Source organism: Pseudomonas sp. Pseusp15 (assembly GCF_059492165.1).
Genome location: NZ_CP168523.1, coordinates 3,199,076 through 3,217,683, shown reverse-complemented (window position 1 = coordinate 3,217,683; position 18,608 = coordinate 3,199,076). Strand labels below are relative to the sequence as shown.

The 18,608-nt window shown below is 57.2% G+C and carries 19 protein-coding genes; 11 read left to right on the top strand and 8 right to left on the bottom strand.

The window, feature by feature from the left end:
- The first annotated feature begins 241 nt into the window (after positions 1–241).
- Positions 242–1,480 (top strand): MgtC/SapB family protein, encoded by a 1,239-nt coding sequence (locus ACEN8R_RS14520; protein ID WP_018928183.1) that lies wholly within the window; start codon positions 242–244, stop codon positions 1,478–1,480.
- A 107-nt stretch (positions 1,481–1,587) separates the two neighbouring features.
- A complete protein-coding gene (locus ACEN8R_RS14515; protein WP_018928182.1) occupies positions 1,588–2,505 on the top strand; it encodes a universal stress protein in 918 nt (305 codons plus the stop codon).
- A gap of 62 nt (positions 2,506–2,567) precedes the next feature.
- Here ACEN8R_RS14515 and ACEN8R_RS14510 read toward each other — a convergent pair whose 3' ends face one another.
- Positions 2,568–3,134, bottom strand: a complete 567-nt coding sequence (locus tag ACEN8R_RS14510) for a GNAT family N-acetyltransferase (protein ID WP_495624155.1) — start codon at positions 3,132–3,134, stop codon at positions 2,568–2,570.
- Between the two features lie 225 nt (positions 3,135–3,359).
- Between ACEN8R_RS14510 and ACEN8R_RS14505 the strand changes: the two genes are divergently transcribed.
- The 3 genes from ACEN8R_RS14505 (at position 3,360) to ACEN8R_RS14495 (ending at position 6,768) form a co-directional block, all read left to right on the top strand.
- Positions 3,360–4,280 carry a universal stress protein gene (locus ACEN8R_RS14505; RefSeq protein ID WP_495624154.1) on the top strand — a complete coding sequence of 307 codons (921 nt, stop codon included), beginning with the start codon at positions 3,360–3,362 and terminating at the stop codon, positions 4,278–4,280.
- 105 nt (positions 4,281–4,385) lie between these two features.
- Complete coding sequence (locus ACEN8R_RS14500) at positions 4,386–5,321, top strand: universal stress protein (protein ID WP_086945374.1); 936 nt, start codon at positions 4,386–4,388, stop codon at positions 5,319–5,321.
- 79 nt (positions 5,322–5,400) lie between these two features.
- A complete protein-coding gene (locus ACEN8R_RS14495; RefSeq protein ID WP_495624153.1) occupies positions 5,401–6,768 on the top strand; it encodes an MBL fold metallo-hydrolase RNA specificity domain-containing protein in 1,368 nt (455 codons plus the stop codon).
- 70 nt (positions 6,769–6,838) lie between these two features.
- Here the strand turns inward: ACEN8R_RS14495 and ACEN8R_RS14490 are convergent, their stop codons facing one another.
- On the bottom strand, positions 6,839–7,735 hold the full coding sequence (locus ACEN8R_RS14490) for a DMT family transporter (protein WP_018928177.1): 897 nt from the start codon (positions 7,733–7,735) through the stop codon (positions 6,839–6,841).
- 90 nt (positions 7,736–7,825) lie between these two features.
- On the opposite strand from ACEN8R_RS14490, the gene ACEN8R_RS14485 reads away from it, so the two are divergent.
- A complete protein-coding gene (locus ACEN8R_RS14485) occupies positions 7,826–9,157 on the top strand; it encodes an aminotransferase-like domain-containing protein (protein ID WP_018928176.1) in 1,332 nt (443 codons plus the stop codon).
- Positions 9,158–9,223: 66 nt separating this feature from the next.
- Here ACEN8R_RS14485 and ACEN8R_RS14480 read toward each other — a convergent pair whose 3' ends face one another.
- The 3 genes from ACEN8R_RS14480 to ACEN8R_RS14470 form a co-directional block, all read right to left on the bottom strand.
- Complete coding sequence (locus tag ACEN8R_RS14480; RefSeq protein ID WP_018928175.1) at positions 9,224–9,985, bottom strand: hypothetical protein; 762 nt, start codon at positions 9,983–9,985, stop codon at positions 9,224–9,226.
- A 157-nt stretch (positions 9,986–10,142) separates the two neighbouring features.
- The gene (locus tag ACEN8R_RS14475) at positions 10,143–10,514 is read right to left on the bottom strand and encodes a hypothetical protein (protein WP_018928174.1); all 372 of its coding nucleotides are present in this window, start codon (positions 10,512–10,514) and stop codon (positions 10,143–10,145) included.
- Between the two features lie 87 nt (positions 10,515–10,601).
- Positions 10,602–11,474 (bottom strand): DUF3885 domain-containing protein, encoded by an 873-nt coding sequence (locus ACEN8R_RS14470; protein WP_245846272.1) that lies wholly within the window; start codon positions 11,472–11,474, stop codon positions 10,602–10,604.
- Between ACEN8R_RS14470 and ACEN8R_RS14465 the strand changes: the two genes are divergently transcribed.
- The 3 genes from ACEN8R_RS14465 to mqo all read left to right on the top strand — a co-directional run bounded on the left by ACEN8R_RS14465 (position 11,473) and on the right by mqo (position 14,792).
- A complete protein-coding gene (locus ACEN8R_RS14465) occupies positions 11,473–12,042 on the top strand; it encodes a YceI family protein (protein WP_018928171.1) in 570 nt (189 codons plus the stop codon). The genes ACEN8R_RS14470 and ACEN8R_RS14465 overlap by 2 nt on opposite strands.
- Before the next feature lie 77 nt (positions 12,043–12,119).
- Positions 12,120–12,830, top strand: coding sequence for a GNAT family N-acetyltransferase (locus ACEN8R_RS14460; protein ID WP_018928170.1), 711 nt, complete (start codon positions 12,120–12,122; stop codon positions 12,828–12,830).
- A 318-nt stretch (positions 12,831–13,148) separates the two neighbouring features.
- Complete coding sequence (gene mqo / locus ACEN8R_RS14455; RefSeq protein ID WP_018928169.1) at positions 13,149–14,792, top strand: malate dehydrogenase (quinone); 1,644 nt, start codon at positions 13,149–13,151, stop codon at positions 14,790–14,792.
- A gap of 92 nt (positions 14,793–14,884) precedes the next feature.
- On the opposite strand, the gene ACEN8R_RS14450 is transcribed toward mqo, so the two are convergent.
- The 3 genes from ACEN8R_RS14450 to ACEN8R_RS14440 are packed head-to-tail and all read right to left on the bottom strand — an operon-like array spanning position 14,885 to position 16,739.
- Positions 14,885–15,127, bottom strand: a complete 243-nt coding sequence (locus tag ACEN8R_RS14450; protein ID WP_018928168.1) for a hypothetical protein — start codon at positions 15,125–15,127, stop codon at positions 14,885–14,887.
- The gene (locus tag ACEN8R_RS14445) at positions 15,124–15,516 is read right to left on the bottom strand and encodes a T6SS effector amidase Tae4 family protein (protein ID WP_018928167.1); all 393 of its coding nucleotides are present in this window, start codon (positions 15,514–15,516) and stop codon (positions 15,124–15,126) included. The genes ACEN8R_RS14450 and ACEN8R_RS14445 overlap by 4 nt, the downstream gene beginning before the upstream one ends.
- Complete coding sequence (locus tag ACEN8R_RS14440) at positions 15,483–16,739, bottom strand: hypothetical protein (RefSeq protein WP_018928166.1); 1,257 nt, start codon at positions 16,737–16,739, stop codon at positions 15,483–15,485. The genes ACEN8R_RS14445 and ACEN8R_RS14440 overlap by 34 nt, the downstream gene beginning before the upstream one ends.
- A gap of 522 nt (positions 16,740–17,261) precedes the next feature.
- On the opposite strand from ACEN8R_RS14440, the gene ACEN8R_RS14435 reads away from it, so the two are divergent.
- A complete protein-coding gene (locus ACEN8R_RS14435; RefSeq protein ID WP_018928165.1) occupies positions 17,262–17,726 on the top strand; it encodes a hypothetical protein in 465 nt (154 codons plus the stop codon).
- The gene (locus ACEN8R_RS14430) at positions 17,713–18,606 is read left to right on the top strand and encodes a tyrosinase family protein (protein ID WP_018928164.1); all 894 of its coding nucleotides are present in this window, start codon (positions 17,713–17,715) and stop codon (positions 18,604–18,606) included. The genes ACEN8R_RS14435 and ACEN8R_RS14430 overlap by 14 nt, the downstream gene beginning before the upstream one ends.
- Positions 18,607–18,608 lie beyond the last annotated feature (2 nt).

The following is an 18,608-nucleotide window of genomic DNA, read 5'->3' as shown; positions in this document are numbered from 1 at the left end:
AATCGTAGATATTCCTGTACTCACTGACACCCCTGCGTTTGGGCAGTGGTTCTCTGGCTTTTATCCTGCCGCTGACCGGGGGGCCGGGATTGATCTTTATCAATCTGGCGAGTGATCCAGCTTGCTGCCCGACGTGTGGCGGGGGGCGCCAGGTCCATCTATAAAACATTGACCACTATCAATCTCTCCTACGTCATGCCGGTGCAGTCTTGGGGTTGTGGCTTACCCGGACAGGAGTCATATGAACGAAACCTTGGGCCTGACAGGGGCGGCAGCTGCGCTGGGGATCGGCATGCTCGTCGGCCTTGAACGTGAACGGCACAAGGGGCGTGGGGACAGTCGCGCCTGTGCCGGATTGCGTACGTTCGCGATCACTGCGTTGCTGGGTTATGTGGCGATGCAAATCGGTGGTGGTTTGCTGGTGGGCATCATGGCGGTTTCGGTGGCCTTGCTGGTCACTGTGGCTTACTGGCGAAGCCTGGGCACTGACCCAGGTGTCACCAGTGAAGTGGCGTTATTCACGGTATTGGCGTTGGGGGCGTTGTGTAACAGCGCGCCCGAACTGGCCATCGCCATTGGCGTGGTGGTGGCGGGGCTGCTGACGTATCGCCAAAAACTGCATCATTTTGCGCGCAGCCAATTGACTGAAGGGGAGATGCGCGACGGTCTGGTGCTGTTGGTCGCCGCCCTGGTGGTGTTGCCATTGGCGCCGGATCGCTTTATCGGCCCCTATGCCGCCATCAATCTGCGCACCATTTGCACCCTGACGGTGTTGCTGATGGCCGTCGGGGCGGTCGGGCATATTGCCGTTCGTACTCTGGGTGCCCGTTACGGCTATGTGGTCAGCGCCATCGCCTCCGGGTTTGCTTCCAGCATCGCGACCATCGCCGCGATGGGGCACCTTGTCGCCAAGGAGCCAGGCAACATCAAAGTCTTGAGTGCGGCAGCGATGCTGTCCAACCTGGCGACCATCATTCAGGTCGGCCTGATCCTGGGGGCGGTCGACATCGGTCTATTGCGCTACATGTGGGGGCCGCTGTTGTTGGGTGCCGCCGCCACGGCCCTGTATGGCTTGAGCCTGATGTTGCCCAAACCTGCGAGTGGCGACAATCAGCCGGTCAAGGTCGGCGGTGCGTTCAACCTCAAGCTGGCGTTGGTCATCGCACTGACCATGACCGGCGTTACCTTTGTGTCTTCGATGGTGCTCAATCACTTTGGCGAAGTGGGCGTGATGGTCACGACGACGCTCACCGGTTTCGCCGATGCCCATTCTTCGACGGCGTCCATTGGCGCCCTGGCCAAGGCCGGACTGTTGCCGTTCGACGCCATTGCCGGGCCCACGCTGGTTGCCATCAGCAGTAACTCCCTGAGCAAATGCCTGGTGGCCTGGGTCAGTGGTGGGCGACGGTTCGCCGCGTATGTCATTCCCGGCCAGGTCTTGCTGACGTTGGCGATGTGGGCGGGCATGTTGCTGCATTAACGGGCATACGCGCGCTGTAGCTGACAAAGATCAAGTCGCCTGAATCTGCTGCGATCACTCTAGGGTTCTACTCATTGCATCGAGATGGCCGCGTGCCGAGGTGTCCCATGTCGCAGACTCAGCGTTTACTGTTGATCGCCCCCCATTCCATGACCCGTACTCCGGCGTTCGACCGGGCCGCCGCGTTGGCCCGCGCGATGCAATCGCCGCTGCACATCGTGGCATTCGATTACTTGCAGGCCTTGGCCGTCGCCGGCCTGTTCGCCCCCGAGCAAATTGCCCAGGCCCGGGAAGGCTATTTGCAAACCCATCGGCAATGGCTTGCCGAGCAAGCCCATTTGATAAGCAAGCACGGCGTCGAGGTCACCAGCGAGGTGGTGTGGGTACAGCACCCTTACGAGGAAATCCTGCAATTCGTCAACGAGATGTCGCTGAGTCTGATCATCAAGGACGCCCAGGAAGAGTCGGCGTTGAAACGGGTATTTTTCACCCCGCTGGACTGGCAGTTGTTGCGCGATTGCCCGGTGCCGGTGCATCTGGTGACCAACGCCCGGAACGCGCGGCCACGTAACGTGCTGGCCATCGTCGATGTGCTGCGCAGCGAAGAGCAGGACCTGGTGTTCAATGACCAGATTATCGACGCCGCCACCAAGCTGGCTGAACAGTGTGAGGCGCAGATCGAGTTGGTGCATGCGTATGACTGGACAGCCGTGTATGCCCTGGACATGGGCGTTGGCGCACTCCCGTTGGCCTCCGGTCTTTACGAAGCCATGGGCACGGCGCAACACCAGGCGTTCACGGCACTGGCCGAGCGTCACGGCGTGCCGTCGCAGCGTCGGCACTTCATCGAAGGTGCGCCAGTGCCGAGTATTTGCAAGTTCGTTGAGGACCATCACACCGATGTCATTGTGATGGGGACGGTGCAGCACTCGGGGTTGAACAAGCTATTGGGGACCACTGCCGAACAGCTCTTGCACCGAGCCCCTTGCAGTGTGCTGGCGATCAAACCCGACAGGTCGTTGTAATCCTGAACGTAGACTTGCCCCACGGCGGACCGTTGGCCGGTACGTCGTGGGGCAATCGGCTTTTATGACATATACAGACGATGGATGACCTGGCGGCTGTCGTTGGGGTCATTGTGCCGCTCGAAACCCAAGGCTTTGGCCAGGTCGCGCATGGGGGTATTGCTTGCGGCATCGATCGAATACATCTGATTAAAACCGTTTCTGCGGGCGGCCTTGATCAGATGCTCCATCAAGGCGGTGCCGAGGCCCAGATGCTGCCATTCATCGGCGACTGTCACCGCGCACTCACACTCATGTTCCGACGTGGCGGCGTAGCGGCTGATGCCGATTTCGATCAATTTGCCGTTTTCGTGAACCAGCGCAATGTAAGCCATGCGCTGTTTGTTATCGGTGTCCATCAACTGATCGAGCATGGCGGCACCGGGCTCGTTGACCTGCGCGAGAAAACGCATGTGCCGGGACTCGGGCGACAGGCGCTTGATGAAGGCGTATTCAAGTTCGCGGTCCTTTTCCAGCAGTGGCCGGATCAGCACATGGCGGCCGTCCTTGAGCGCTTCGATCCAGTATTTTCCGGGGACTGCGGCATAGGCGGCCGCGGCCCGATCATTATGGTCTTTGACAGTGAGCATGGATGATCCTCCATCTTGTTTGAAAGGTCGGTGCGTATTCACCCATCACGCGGTTGATTCCTTTCTACGCCACTGGCAGCCCTTGAATCTGATCTGGATCAGACACCCGTCACGAGGGCGTTCATTTGCGGGTATTTGATGTAAATCAACCTCGGGGAGGGGGCAACGAGCGCAGTCTTGGCCCATGCCGGCGGGTAAGGGACCGGTTTCGAGCGGAGGTGTGAGATGGGGCAATATCAACGTTTGTTACTGATCGCCGACCGGACCCTGCATCAGTCTCCTGCCTTGCTCCGGGCCATCGCGCTGGCCAAGGCGAGCGGGGCCGCGCTGGATGTGCGGGCCTTTGTCGATCCGGCACCGATTGTTCATTTATGGGAAGAAAAAATCGACGAGGCGGGGTATCAGCGTTATCTGCGCCACTGTCATCGTTGGGTGGCCGACGAGGTCGAGCGGCTCAGCGGGCAGGGCGTGGACGTGACGGTTGAAGCGGTCTTCACCACCCATCCGTTGCTGGACATTTTGAAGGCAGTCGAAGACCTCAAGCCCGACCTGCTGATCAAGGATGTCACCCTGGAACCGGCGCTCAAACGGGTGTTCATCACTCCGCTCGATTGCCATTTGCTGCGCGAATGCACGATCCCCGTGCACCTGGTCAATCAGGTCCGTTACGGGTTGCCGCACCGGGTCGTGGCCGCCGTGGACCCGTTCGATCCGGCGACGCAAATCAGTGGCCTGAACGACACCATCATCCAGACGGCCAACGCACTGGCGCTGCAATGCGATGCACCGCTGCACCTGCTGTACGCCTATGACTTGTCGCCGGCGTTCAATGGTGATGCGCCGCTGATCGCCGGTGGCTGGGGCATGGACTTCGTCGAGGAGTTGCGCGAATCCCTGCACCGGGCGTTTATCACCCTGGCGGATCGCTACGGTGTTCCTCCCGAGCGTCGGCACTTTGTCATGGGCCTGCCGGTGCCGGTGATCAGCGAGTTTGTCGAGCAATACCTGGCGGATGTGGTGGTGATGGGCACTGTGCATCGCGTGGGGATCGACCGGTTGATTGGCAGCAACACCGAGCGGGCGTTGTACTCGGTACCGGGCAGCATTCTGGCGGTCAGGCAGCCGGGTTCGAGCGTCGCGCGGTAAGCCGATCGCTGGCCGGCCATTAGTTGATAAAAATCAGAGCCGCCTGGCGAGAGCCCCCCGATACTTGAGCCACAACCTGAAGCTATCCAGATGAGGTGGGTGAGGGTGAAAATTCAACGTTTGCTATTGATTGCCCCGACCGAAATGGTCCGCACCCCGGCGTTCGATCGGGCGCGGGCCCTGGCCTGTGCAACCGGTGCGATGCTGCACATTGTCGCTTTCGATTATGTCCAGGCGCTGGCGGCGGCCGGCCTGTTTGACCACGACGCCATGGCCCAGGCGCGGGAAGGTTACTTGCAGGTACATCGTCAATGGCTGGAGCAGCAAGCCCGGTTTCAACGACGCGAAGGCGTGCAAGTGAGCACTGAAGTGGTGTGGGCCAGACCGACCCTGGCGCATCTGCTGGAGTACGTGAATGACTTCCATGCAGACTTGGTGATCAAGGACACCCACCGCGTATCAGCGCTCGATCGCGCTTTCCATCGTCCGCTGGACTGGCAGTTGCTGCGCGACTGTCCGGCGCCCTTGCACCTGGTCATCGATGCCACAAATCCCAAGCCGTTGAGCATACTGGCGACCATCGACTTGTCCCATCTGGAGGAACTGACCCAAGGGCTCAATGACCGGATTCTCGACCTGGCTTCGAGCCTGGCCGAATCTTGCGGCGCCACCTTGCACCTGCTCAATGTCAGCGGCTGGTCGGAGTTGGGGGAGGCGCAAGTGAATGTGCCGACGGCGACTCTCGATGGCAGTTTGGAAGACGCCGTCAACGATGCCCAGTTGGAGGCCTTTGAAGCGCTTGCCGAACGCTACGGAGTCGAGAAACAACGGCGCCATCTGCTGCCTGGCATCCCTCCCAAGGTCATTGCCCATTTCGCGCAACAACATGCCTTCGACATGGTGGTGCTGGGAACGACCTACCATCGCGGGATCGATATATTCATCGGCAGTACGGCGGAAAGCGTATTGAACCGGTCGCCCTGCAGCCTGACGATCATCAAGCCATTGCCCCGGCTCGACAAAGAAGATGAACCAGTGTGACCTAGATTGATAAAAATCAACTGCCCACAAGCGCAAAGGAGCGATCAATAGTGCTCCATGAATGCTCAAGGAAACGGCCATGCGAATGACATTTCTCGGTGCTGCGGGCACGGTCACGGGCAGCAAGTACTTGCTGGAACATCGCGACCAGCATGTGCTGATCGATTGCGGTCTGTTCCAGGGCTATAAACAACTGCGCTTGCACAACTGGGACCCGTTCCAGTTGCCGGTTCGCGACCTCGAAGCCATTGTGCTGACCCACGCTCATCTGGATCACAGCGGCTACCTGCCAGTGTTGGTGCGCAACGGCTATCGCGGCCCTGTATATGCCACGCCAGCCACCTGTGAATTGGTGAAAATCCTGCTGTGCGACAGCGGCCGCTTGCAGGAAGAAGAGGCCGAGTTCGCCAATCGCCACGGCTTCTCCAAACACACTCCGGCCTTGCCGCTGTACACCGAGCAAGACGCCGAGCGGGCATTGAAATTGCTGCGGCCGGTGCAGTTGCACCACCGGGTCGACATTGTCCCGGGGATGAGCATTCTGTTGCGCGGTGCCGGGCATATTCTGGGCGCAGCGACCGTGGAAGTCGTCGCCGATGGCATGACCCTGGTGTTTTCCGGGGATCTGGGGCGGCCGAACGATCCATTGATGTTTGCCCCGGAGACAATCGAGCAGGCCGATTATCTGCTGGTGGAGTCGACCTATGGTGACCGTCGGCATCCCGACGAATCCCCGGAGGATCAACTGGCCGAGGTCATCACCCGTACCGCGCTGCGCCATGGCATCACGCTGGTGCCATCGTTCGCGGTCGGTCGCGCGCAGTTGCTGATGTATCACCTGTATCGCTTGCAACAAAAACGCGCGATTCCCGACCTGCCGATCTACCTCAACAGCCCCATGGCCACCGACGTCACGCGCTTGTACCAGCGCTTTCGCAGTGAACACCGGTTGTCCCTGGAAGAGTGCGAAGGCATGTGCCGTGTCACGCGTTTTGTGCGCTCCACCAGAGACTCCATCGAGCTGGACCAGCAGCGCACACCCGCGGTGATCATCGCCGCCAGCGGCATGGCCACTGGCGGGCGGGTGCTGCACCACCTCAAGGCGCTGGCGCCCAACCCGCTCAATACGCTGCTGGTGCCGGGCTTTCAGGCGGGCGGCACCCGCGGCGCGCAGATCATCGCAGGCGCCCCGTCGGTACGTATTCACGGCAAGGACGTGCCGATTCGCGCCGAAGTGGTGCCGATGGAAACCCTGTCCGCACACGCCGACTGCGATGAAATCATGCTGTGGTTGCGCGGCTTCAAGCGGCCGCCGAAACACACCTATGTGGTACATGGCGAACCCAATGCCTCGGATGTATTGCGCCGGCGCATCAGCCTGGAGCTGGGCTGGTCGGTCTCGGTGCCGGAGTACCGCGACAGCGTGGAGCTGACGGGGCCTCTTTAGTGCTCTGGCCACTATAGAAAAGGGGCTCTAAAAAAAGCCCCTGGCCGATTTGTTTCGCCACGCGAGCCGTCTATTTCGAGAACTTTCGTGCCCCGGCCACGCAAAGAATCACCGCCACGGTCACCCCCAGCATGGCAACGCTGACCTGCTCGTGCAGCAACGTGGCCGCCAGTGCCAAGCCAAAAAACGGCTGCAGCAACTGAAGCTGGCCGACGGCGGCAATCCCGCCCTGAGCCAGCCCGCGGTACCAGAACACAAAGCCAATCAACATGCTGAACAGCGACACGTAAGCCAGGCTCAACCACGCAGGCGGGGTAATTGCCGAGAGCGAAGGCGGGGCCAGCAACCAGGTCAACGGCGCCATGACGGGCAGCGACAGCACCAGCGCCCAGGAAATCACCTGCCAGCCTCCCAGAGTCTTGGAAAGCTTCGCACCTTCGGCATAGCCCAACCCGCACGCCAGGATCGCCAGCAACATCAGAATGTCCCCCGCAGGAGAGGCCGTCAGGCCTTGGGAGACGGCAAACCCCACCACCAGCAGGCTGCCCAGCACCGAGAAGAACCAGAACACCGGCCGGGGCCGCTCGCCGCCGCGCCAGACCCCGAACGCTGCGGTGGCGAGCGGCAACAGGCCAACGAAGACGATGGAGTGCGCAGACGTTACATATTGCAGCGCCAGTGCGGTCAACAGCGGAAACCCTAATACAACGCCCAGGGCCACGATGGCCAGGGAGAGCAACTGATGCCTGGCCGGGCGTTTTTCCTTGAACAGCAACAGCAAGCACAGCGCCACAATGGCAGCGATACTGGCCCGGGCAACCGTCAGGAAGACCGGGTCGAACTGTAGAACGGCCACCCGTGTCGCCGGCAGCGAGCCGCTGAAGATGAGCACGCCAATGAACCCGTTGAGCCATCCGCTCGCGGTCTTTTCCGTGGTGTGCTGTTGCAGGTTCGATGTGCGTTCCATTCTGGATCCCCTTCATGCTCAGGTTGCATGGAAGGCATCGTATGGACGAAACTCAATACAATCAAAATATTGTCATGGATACATCTGCTCATGCCTCGTTCCCGCTACAAATCACTGGTGGATACGTTTGCCGCGGATATTCGTTCAGGGCGCCTGTTGCCGGGCACACGCTTGCCGACTCACCGTCAGTTGGCGACCACGGAAGGCCTGGCCCTGGTGACGGCTAGCCGGGTCTATGCGGAGCTGGAAGCCATGGGCCTGGTCAGCGGGGAGACGGGGCGGGGGACGTTCGTCAGGGAAACCTCGTGGTCGCCCAACCAGGCTATCGATCAACACAGCGTTGCCGCCGGCATGACCGACCTGAACTTCAACTATCCGGCGCTACCTGGGCAGGCAGAACTGTTGCGCAATGCCCTGCGTCAGCTCGCCTCGGCCGGTGATCTGGAAGCGTTGCTGCGCTACCAGCCACACGCCGGGCGACCCCATGAGCGCGCCGCTGTAGCGCGCCATCTGCGCGTTCGAGGGCTGACGGTCGAGGCTGAGCAAGTGCTGATCGTCACCGGCGCCCAGCAAGGGCTGGCGGTGACGATGATGGCGCTGTTGCAACCCGGTGACGTGATTGCCGCGGACGCGTTGACCTACCCGGGGTTCAAGGTCCTGGCCGACACGCTGCACCTTGAAATCGTGCCCATTCCGGTGCTCGATCACGGGCCTGATCTGCAAGCGCTGGAAAGCCTGTGCCGGCATCGACGCGTGCGGGCTGTGTACACGATGCCGACCCTGCACAATCCGCTGGGCTGGGTGATGAGTGCCGAGCAACGGGAACACCTGGTGACGATTGCGCGCCAGCATGGGCTGCTGATCATAGAAGACGCCGCTTACGCCTTCCTCGCCGAAAATCCACCCGCGCCGCTGGCGGTACTCGCCCCCGAGAGGACGATTTACGTGTCAGGGCTCTCCAAAAGCGTGGCCACCGGACTGCGCGTCGGCTTCGTCGCCGCCCCCCTGCAGAACGTGCCAGCGCTGGAACGCACAATCAAAGCGACCACCTGGAATACCCCGGGTGTGATGACGGCGATTGCCACCACCTGGCTTGACGACGGCACCGTCATGCAACTGGAAGCCGAAAAGCGCCGGGACGCGCAGGCCCGGCAAATCGTGGCCGGCGAGGTACTGGCGGGGCTGCGCTGTATTCGCCACCCCTCGTCGTATTTTCTTTGGCTGCCATTGTCGGAAGACGCACGGGCCGACCAGATCGCCATGGCGTTGATGCGGGAAAACGTCTCGGTTTCAACCGCCGATCCGTTTGCCACGTCGGCCAACGTTCCACATGCGTTTCGCCTGGCGCTGGGCTCCGTGGAGATGGGGGCGCTCAGGGAGGCGCTGGAGAAAGTGAAGTGGGTGGTTGGGGCTTATACATAGTCTCGTTATTACCGAAGAGTATGTGCCTGCGCCGTAGTGGTCAGTAGAGAGCCTTTATTCCAACAACTAGCGCATTACAATCTCACTGAATTTGACGGTAAGCGTCTCATCATTCCCATCTCGAAACACCAACTTGATCGCTGGTGTTTTGCTGAGTTTGCTGTTGCTCTGCTGGAAGATCAGCGTAACGCGTGTAGGTACGTTGCGAATCAGCTGAAAGCGCAGCCAGGCGTTGTCCTCGACCTGGCCCACCCGGATCGACTCGAACTTCAGTGGACCGCCAGACTCGTCGAATAGCCGGGTGCCGTCGTCGAAGCGAAAGCTGCGGTCTACGTTCAGATTGGTCAGTTCAAAAGTGCAGGTGGGCAGACGGCCGATGTTCTCGCAACCCTCCAGTTCGATGCGAATGTTATCCAGCACTTCCATGCGTTTGCCGAGCAGGTTGTTGCCTTCGTTTTCGACTATTTTGGCTTGCAGTTTGGCGAACTCGAAAGAGGGCTTGGCGTATTCGGTGCCTAGGATGAAGAAGCCGAAAGACAAGCCGGCGATCATGAAAAACTGCAACGCGCCGCGGAGCATCGGCGTGAAATTACGAATCTGCCAGCCGATTGAAACGGCTCCCAGAAATATGAATGCACTCACCAGCAGGACCACGTTTTTCCAGCTGATGAAGCTGAAACCGAACACGCTCGGGTCCGGCACGGCATAGGTGATTAACGCCCACATGGCGCCCAGCACGACGCTGAGGCCTGCCATGCCGCGGGTGATCAACGAGGTGAATTTCTGAGTGCGGGTAAGCGGTATTGCTGAGTCTTGCTGGGATATCACGGTGCTGATTCCTTGTTCCGTAGCCGATCGTCCGTCCTTGAAGGTGACTGTCAGGCTGTAGCAATATAAAACCTTGAGAAATCAAGGTCAGAGCCTGGTTGTGGCAGGGGGCCATTATCCAGTAATGGCAGGCTGGGTAAAGACGTGGGAGCACCAATCACGAGTAGGTGAATGGCTCAAGAAAAATTTGCGGATCAATCCAGAGTCTTAAACCGTAAGGAATGACTGAATAGCCGTCGTAGCGACCCGAGAAGGTATTAGACGCAGCGAACTCTAAAAAACGACCACGTTTATCGTTAACGACGCGTATACCCGGGCAATCGAGCATTGAGTACCGCACTATTGGGTTTGGTAGCGGAGCCGCCCACAGCTGGACTTCAACATCGCAATCAAATTGCCAAATGGTCAATTGCAGTCTGACAGCGCCCTGTTCGACGATGTACTGGTGCGAGATCCCGGACTCTCCTTCAGAAGGAGCAACCCCAAGTACGTTGAAAAGGTCAAACGGGTCCCATATCAGCGGTGGCATTGCACTTTCCTTTATCGAAGAGCAGTTCGGGTTGTTTCACGCCCCATCGAGCCCAAATTTTTTGGAGTCCAGGCGTCGCTGTCAGCGTTATCTACAATGGGGTTCCTGGACTCCGAATACCTCATCCATCACTGGTCTATCATGGGTTAGTAAAAAACGCTGATGTTTCTGATACAGCTGCGCCAGGGCAGTCCTGTTCGGTCCGACGACATCCATGCCGCGATCATCGTAGGGAAATGCCATAACCTGCAGGTTCAGGTTGAAAAAGTAGATGTCACAAAACGGGCGGGGCCGAATGTCTCCAATGTCCTTCGCCAATGCACACCATAGAAAGTTCTGAAGTAGCGACAATGGGGCATGAAAGGCGACATTTGCCCAATGCTCTTCTTCATGTTCATTAAACCAATTGTCCGGATGAATGGGGTTAAGCCATCGGGAATGATTCGAGGGGATCTTGATACCGGCCGCCCGAAGCTCCGCTAGAACAGGTCGGTGTGCAAATGGATTTGCTCTGGAACGAACACGAAGACAGACAACGAGCGATCCTTCCTCGGAGAATATGTCCTCGCAAATGCACCGTGCTTTTTGAAGCGCCAGGAGAAACTGTTCAATGGCAGTTCCCTTTTCGGAAAGGCTGAATCGCAAACCTCCCGGGTAGGAATAGAACAGTGGCCGTTCGAAGGCTTTTCTTTCGTAAACCTCGTCAATTTCACGCTGTAGGTTCACTACTTTACGGTCCTTCGTAAGAGGAGTTAGTAAAAGGGAGTCGGCGGCCAAGAGCACAACTTTAGGCACATCGGGCTTTCCGGCGAGTCCAAAGACCCGTGGGGCCGGGCTTTTGAGGAGCAGGGGCTCTGCTGGGCTGGAATAACCCTCGAATATTTGCTTAAGTCCAGCTATCGCAGCCACACGGGTGCTGCACTTCAATCCCTGAAGGGCATTCCACCCGGAGAATTCCATGCCTCTTCGATTCCCGCGTTTCGCCGCATTGCTCGCCATCCTCACGATCGGCGTCTTGCCCTGTGCCCAAGCCGTTGAATACACCCGGGTCAACACCACCGCCAGCAAGATCTCCTTCACCTATAACCAGTTCGGCTCCAGGGTGTACGGCACCTTCGGCAAATTCGACGCCACGCTCGATTTCGACACGGCAAACCCCACCGCGGCCCATGCCAGGATGACCATCGACCTTGCCAGCATCGACGCCGGCAGCAGCGATGCCAATACCGAGCTGCAAAAGCCTGCCTGGTTCAACACGGCGGACTATCCGGTGGCGACCTTTGAATCGACCCGGGTGAAAGCGCTGGGCAATCAACGCTATCTGATCACCGGCAAACTTAACCTCAGGGGCATGACGCGCGAGTTGCAGGTGAAGGTGCTGTTGAAGCCGGAGCAGGCCATCGGGATTTTCGATGGCAACATCATTCTCAAACGCAGTGACTTCAAGATCGGGGAGGGGGAGTGGGCCGATACGGTGGTCTCCAACGACATCGACATCCGCTTCCGCATCGTCGCGCCGCAGCGTTGATTTTCCTGCGAGGGGCTCGATCTGTGACAATGGCCGGGCTGATGCTCAGTAAGCCTTAACCCGGAGTCAGAAACGCAATGCCCCAGCTCACCCACTTTGCCACTCCATGCCCGGAGCCCATCAACAGCCAGATTCTGCAGATGGTCGTCGACAACCTGACCGACATCAGCATGGTAGGCATCGCGCCGAGCAACCCGTTGTACAACGTCTATCAATACGCGGTGGGCTATGAGGTTCATCTCTACCTGGAAGCGCTCGGCGGCGCCAAAGGCATTGCGGTCGAGTTGATCGTCGCCATGGATGATGAAGATCCCGAGAAGGTCATCGGGTTTTTGCTGTACCTGCCGGTCAAGGACGATCCCGAGGCCTGCGGCGTGGCGTACATGGCGGTGCAGGCCAGTCACCGGCGACAGGGTGTCGCGCGGGCGATGCTGCAAGACATGCTCGGTCGCTACCCCCATGCCGAGTTGACATGCACCGTCGCCAAGGTGCCCTGGTTCGAGTCGATGGGTTTTCAAGTGCTGGGCGTGCGCGGCACTCAGGTGCTGATGAACACCCGGGATCACGGCACTGAAGGCCTGATGGGTCTGTTGGATGTCACCTCGATCTACAGTTCTTTGGAGGTGCGGCAGATACATACGTATCTGCTGCAAAAACACGGCAAGCGGGCAATGATCGATGCGGAAAAGCAGCGCGACCGGCATCTCGACCAAATGACGCGCAACGCCAAGGCGTTTGTGCTGGATCGTTTGAGCAAAAACGCTGAGCACGGGCCTCGTCCCGTCTAGACTGTCGAGTCCTTTCGGGCGCGCAGGCTGGCCGAGGCGTGATATTCTGTCGCATTAACTTGGTTTGACTTATTCGGTTCGTACGTCCACAGACGTGCGGCAGAATCAATGTCGCTCAAGTAGCTGAGCCAATAATGATAAGAAGTCAGTGCACGAGGGACATATAACTGAGGTCGATGGAGACACGTCGGCCTTGTGTGCCCACCTTCAAATCTTTCTGAATGCAGAAACCCGCGGCACGCTGCCTGCGTACCCGTGAACCTGGGTTGCTCATGAATGAGGGTTGGAGGCGGATGGCGTTTATCATAGGTGCTACAAATGTTTAAGAAACTGAACACAGCCCTGCTGGGGCTGGCTTTGTCGATGGGGATCACGTCCGCTTACGCGGAGGCAAAGAAAGTCGATGTGCTGCTCATTGGCGGCGGCATCATGAGTGCAACGTTGGGTGTGTGGCTCAATGAGCTGGAACCCGACTTGTCGATGGAAATGGTCGAGCGCCTCGATGGCGTCGCCCTGGAAAGCTCCAACGGCTGGAACAACGCCGGTACCGGTCACTCCGCCCTGGCCGAGTTGAACTACACCCCGGAAGACGACAAGGGCAAAGTTCAGATCACGAAAGCCGTTGAAATCAACGAAGCCTTCCAGATCTCCCGTCAGTTCTGGGCCTGGCAAGTTCAGCAAGGCGTGCTGAAGAACCCGCGTTCGTTCATCAACTCCACTCCGCACATGAGCTTTGTGTGGGGCGATGACAACATCAAGTTCCTGAAGAAGCGCTACGAAGCCCTGCAAGCAAGCCCGCTGTTCGCCGGCATGCAGTACTCCGAAGACCCGGCAGTGATCAAGAAATGGGTTCCGCTGATGATGGAAGGGCGTGACCCGAACCAGAAAGTCGCGGCCACCTGGAGCCCGCTCGGTAACGACATGAACTTTGGCGAGATCACCCGCCAGTTCGTCGCGCACCTGCAAACCACGCCGAAGTTCGACTTGAAGTTGTCTAGCGAAGTGCAAGACATCACCAAGAACGCAGACGGCAGCTGGCGCGTCAGCTACAAAAACCTGAAAGACGGCACCAAAACCGAAACCGACGCCAAGTTCGTGTTCATCGGCGCGGGCGGCGGTGCACTGCACCTGCTGCAGAAGTCCGGCATTCCTGAAGCTCAGGAATACGCAGGCTTCCCGGTTGGCGGCTCGTTCCTGGTCACCGATAACCCGGCCATCGCCGAACAACACCTGGCCAAGGCCTACGGCAAAGCCTCCGTTGGCGCACCGCCAATGTCGGTTCCGCACCTGGACACCCGTGTCCTGGACGGCAAGCGCGTCATCCTGTTTGGCCCATTCGCGACCTTCAGCACCAAGTTCCTCAAAGAAGGCTCGTACCTGGACCTGCTGAGCACCACCACCACGCACAACGTGTGGCCAATGACCCGCGTCGGCATCAAGGAATACCCACTGGTCGAGTATCTGGCAGGCCAACTGATGCTGTCTGACGAAGACCGCATGAATGCCCTGAAAGAATACTTCCCGAATGCCAAAGCCGAAGACTGGCGCCTGTGGCAAGCCGGCCAGCGCGTGCAAATCATCAAGCGTGATGAAGCCGCCGGTGGCGTGCTGAAGCTGGGTACCGAAATCGTTGCTTCGCAAGACGGCACCATCGCCGGCCTGCTGGGCGCATCGCCAGGCGCGTCGACTGCCGCACCGATCATGCTGACCGTGCTGCAGAAAGTGTTCAAGGACAAGGTTGCCACCCCAGCCTGGCAGGAAAAACTGCACCAGATCGTGCCTAGCTACGGCACTCAGCTGAACAACAGCCCTGAGAAAGTGGCTCAAGAGTGGGCTTACACCGCCAAGGTGTTGGAGCTGACTCCGCCGCCGGTGATTGGTCAGGTGGCGGCTCCGGCTGCTGCTCCGGCTGCTCCGGCTAAGGCGCCGAAGGCCAATGCTGCGACGGATATGGCTCTGTAACTAGAAGCCCTGTCAAAAGCCCACTGAACCGGTGACGGTCAGTGGGCTTTTTTGTGGGCGAAAGATCAAAAGATCGCAGCCTTCGGTAGCTCCTACGTGTTCGTGGTGTTCGCGTGTCGCAGATATCGCCGATACAAAACGACACCCATGACAGCCGAAAGCAACCCAACCCCCGCATTACCCAAAAGCCAAATCGCAAAGTTTCGACTTTGGTCTGCCTCACTCTCGTAGAACGGCTCAAAGTAGCCAGACACTGCCACGAATATCAAATTAAACGCCCCAACGGCCAGGGCAACAACAAGGATGACGAACAATGTCCCTTTAACAATTTTCATATGACCTTCCAAAACCATATTTCCTTCGACTCGTGGTAGTCGGAGAAACTGCCCTCAATGGAAAAACCCAACTGAATACGAGGGTAGCTCAGCCAGTCCGTGAGTCTACGCCCGTTCCATAGGTCAATATGATCGCCGCTGCGATTGCCGAAGGTCTCGTTGCCTCGGCGCCAGAAATCCTTGAAGAAAATGATGCCTTGTTGCCCTTCAAGATCATCTTCGAAGTCCTTTGGCTTTATCTTTTTGATGGCGTGCAGCCCGGGTATTTTGGCTTGGCTTAACGCCTGCGCGATTTCTTCTGCTGCCGTCCCGGCGCGGCTGTATATCCGGTACGTGAAGCAGCATTGCCAGTCGCTCACCGTAACTTTGCCTTTGCCTTCTTCAAACATTCATCCATTGCTCTTTCTTGCGCTGCTAATATCTTGTTTTGAGGTTGATAGAGTCCCGACACGGTTGTATATCCGGTACGTGAAGCGACATTGTCAGTCGCTCCCTGTAACTTTTCTTTTTCCTTCTTCAAACATTCATCCAATGCTCTTTCTTGCTCTGCCGATACATCGATTTGAGGTTGATGGTTTTCCGGGGTGGCTATATATCCACTGCTGTCATCATTGGGCTCATTGTTTTTAATGGCCCCATCCTTCAAGCGCTCCGATGAACTAGCTATTTTGCTTGAATTACTATCGTCTTTCTTGTTTTCAGTCGCAGCCTGGCTTGAGTTCTGACTGACAGTGTTTTCACTCGATGTCACGGTGTTTGCGGTGGGTGTATCACTAGCTTTATTAGATTTCAGAGGGTGGGCGGCGGGAGCGGAGACGGTGTCTAATTTAACTGTTGGCTTGTTTTTCTTTGTCGGCTTATTGCTGTTTTTTTGCGTTTTCTTGGCCATTGAAAAAGCAGAGTTCAGTTCTTTTTTGTTCTTGTGGATAAGACTGTCAATCGGCACGTAGCTAATAATTTGGTTGGGTTTTCTTTTGATATTTGAATTATAAAATTTCACTTGCTTCTGTGTTAGCTGGATGTCGGCAACAGGCGACAATCGAATGAGGCCAGAAATCGCCTCGCGAGCAATAGCATATGTCAGTTGATCAAGGCTGTAAGAAAAGCTATTGCTGGTTTTTGGTATGGCAGAGGGGGGCGCTATTAATTCAATGGCACTGTCATGCCTGGAGAGTATTTTTCCTGCCGCTAAATCTTTATATGTGTAAACAACATTGCATTTCGATCGAGTCCCGCCTCGGGCGTTGCTTATAGATACTGAAGATATTTCTGTACTTATTTCAATGCGGCCGCTGTAATGTCCAAATTCGATAAAGCGATCACTGTTATGAATTTCTTTCTGGGTCGCATTCTTGATGGAATTTCCCCAGTTTGAAATTTGTAATTCACCTGGAAAGTTGTTGTCTGTATCTGCATTTTCTTTGGTTTTTATTTCTGCAGGAAGCACAATAACATCTACATTGTATGCAAGGTCATAATAGTCGATATCAGGAACAATGCTCTTGTTTCTTTCGCTTGAGACTTCTGAATAATTTCTTATGTTGGCACAACTCGTCACTCCGAAAAAGCTAAAAGCCAGCACGAGTAAGGCAGTTATTTTTTTTGTCGACATGTTACCCTCCCATAATTGTTGATTAAGGGCTTGCGTTGTCGTTGACGCATAATAATGATTGGGCCGAATTCGGCGATAACGAAATAATAGAAGCCTCTAGATAACTCTGCGCTACCAATTCCGACTTTTTTAAAAGTCTATATAAATCATAGGCCTATATTTCACGCCCAACCCCTTAGCTGTAATCGCGCGACTTCTGTTTTTTGACGTCAATATCCTGTTGGGTCAGATTGATCCGCAGGAGTAGGTGAAGTTCAAGGCGGTATCTACGGTCACCAACTGCCTGTGCTCAACCAGTCCAGGCATATAACTGGTAGCCATGAAGTCAAGGCTCACCACTGATCATTCTTTCCTGGCAAGGGATCAGAGGACTGGCAGCCGTGTTCAAACTGAATGTCCGCCCCCCAGGAGAGATGCATCCGGTCCCATTATTCTGGCTTCAACAGCATCTCTACCCATCACCAACTACACTTTCTCCAGCCAGTCCGGGCAATCGTCCGGGGGCACACTCCAGGAGGAATCATGACAAGGAAAAATGTCTCCAGCCCTGAACCCTCAGCTACCGAAGCCAACGTGCTGTTGAGCCCGCCCGACATAGCTGCTCTCGCCGAGATATCCATCACTGATCCTGACAAAATGCACCCTGCGTGGATCAAGGAGCAGTTTCCCGAGTACGTGGACCCGCATGCAGGCCATGAGGCCAGGACGGTTCGCGAGATTAATCACAAAGGGCACGTTGTCCGGATCGTGACCACCTACCAGGTGGAGGTGGATGGGGCCCCGGTCCAGGCGCATCTGTTTGTGGACGATGCTGGACAGGTCCATACGCATGCCACTCCATTCGTTTCTTACGGATCGGCTCTCGATTTGATGACAGCGGTGATCGATGCCTATCCCGAGTCTTTCGCCAAGGGCAATGGCGACGGGGGAGAGCACTCCGACCATCCCGTTCACCATGATCACGGAGCACATCATGATCAGGTCTAATGCTGTCAAAGATCTCGCGGCGCTTCAGAAATACGTCGAAGGGGTGAAGCTGCTCAAGGATCCTGCGCTGAATCCCTGGCCTGGGCAGGCCAATCTCTCGATTTATGACTCCTTGGTGGCCTGGCACCACCGGGCCATGATGATTTCAACGCCTGCGGGGCAGATGGCCAGGAATGCTGCGCATGGAGGCCCATCATTTTTACCGTGGCATCGCTACTTTCTAGTGCGGCTGGAATCGTTGCTTCGCAAAGCGGTAAATGACCCACACTTTCGAATTCCATATTGGGACTGGAACACTGACGCGGAACTTCAGGACCCCAGGACATCAGTCATCTGGTCGAATCAGTACCTTGGACAGTTCGTGGACGGGAAGTGGCGGGTACGACTGATGGGTGATGGCCGCACCATGGAACTGGGCCGGGTAAACCGCCCCCTGGTGCGTTATCTGGGGGGAGGTGGGGCGCTGCCCAGCCGAGCCAATGTACGCAAGGTCATCCAGGAAAATACCCTGTATGACAAAGTGCCCTACGACGCGGCGCAATCCACCGGTGGTGCGCGCAACTACATCGAGGGATGGACTGGCAAAGAACGCATTCACAACAACGTCCATGTGTGGGTCGGCGGTGACATGGGGTTGTCGTCTTCGCCAAACGACCCGGTGTTCTTTCTGCATCATTGCAATGTCGACCGGCTCTGGGCGGCATGGCAAGCGAAGCATCCCGCCGCCGCTTACGTACCTGACGCAGCGGCTCCCGATACGCTCAAGTTCCATCGGATCGATGACCCGATGTACAGCCCTTTTCCGGAAAAGGTGACACCTCGAGATGTTCTGAATTACAGCCAGTACTACAAGTACGACACTTTGAGCGACCTGCTTTAGGC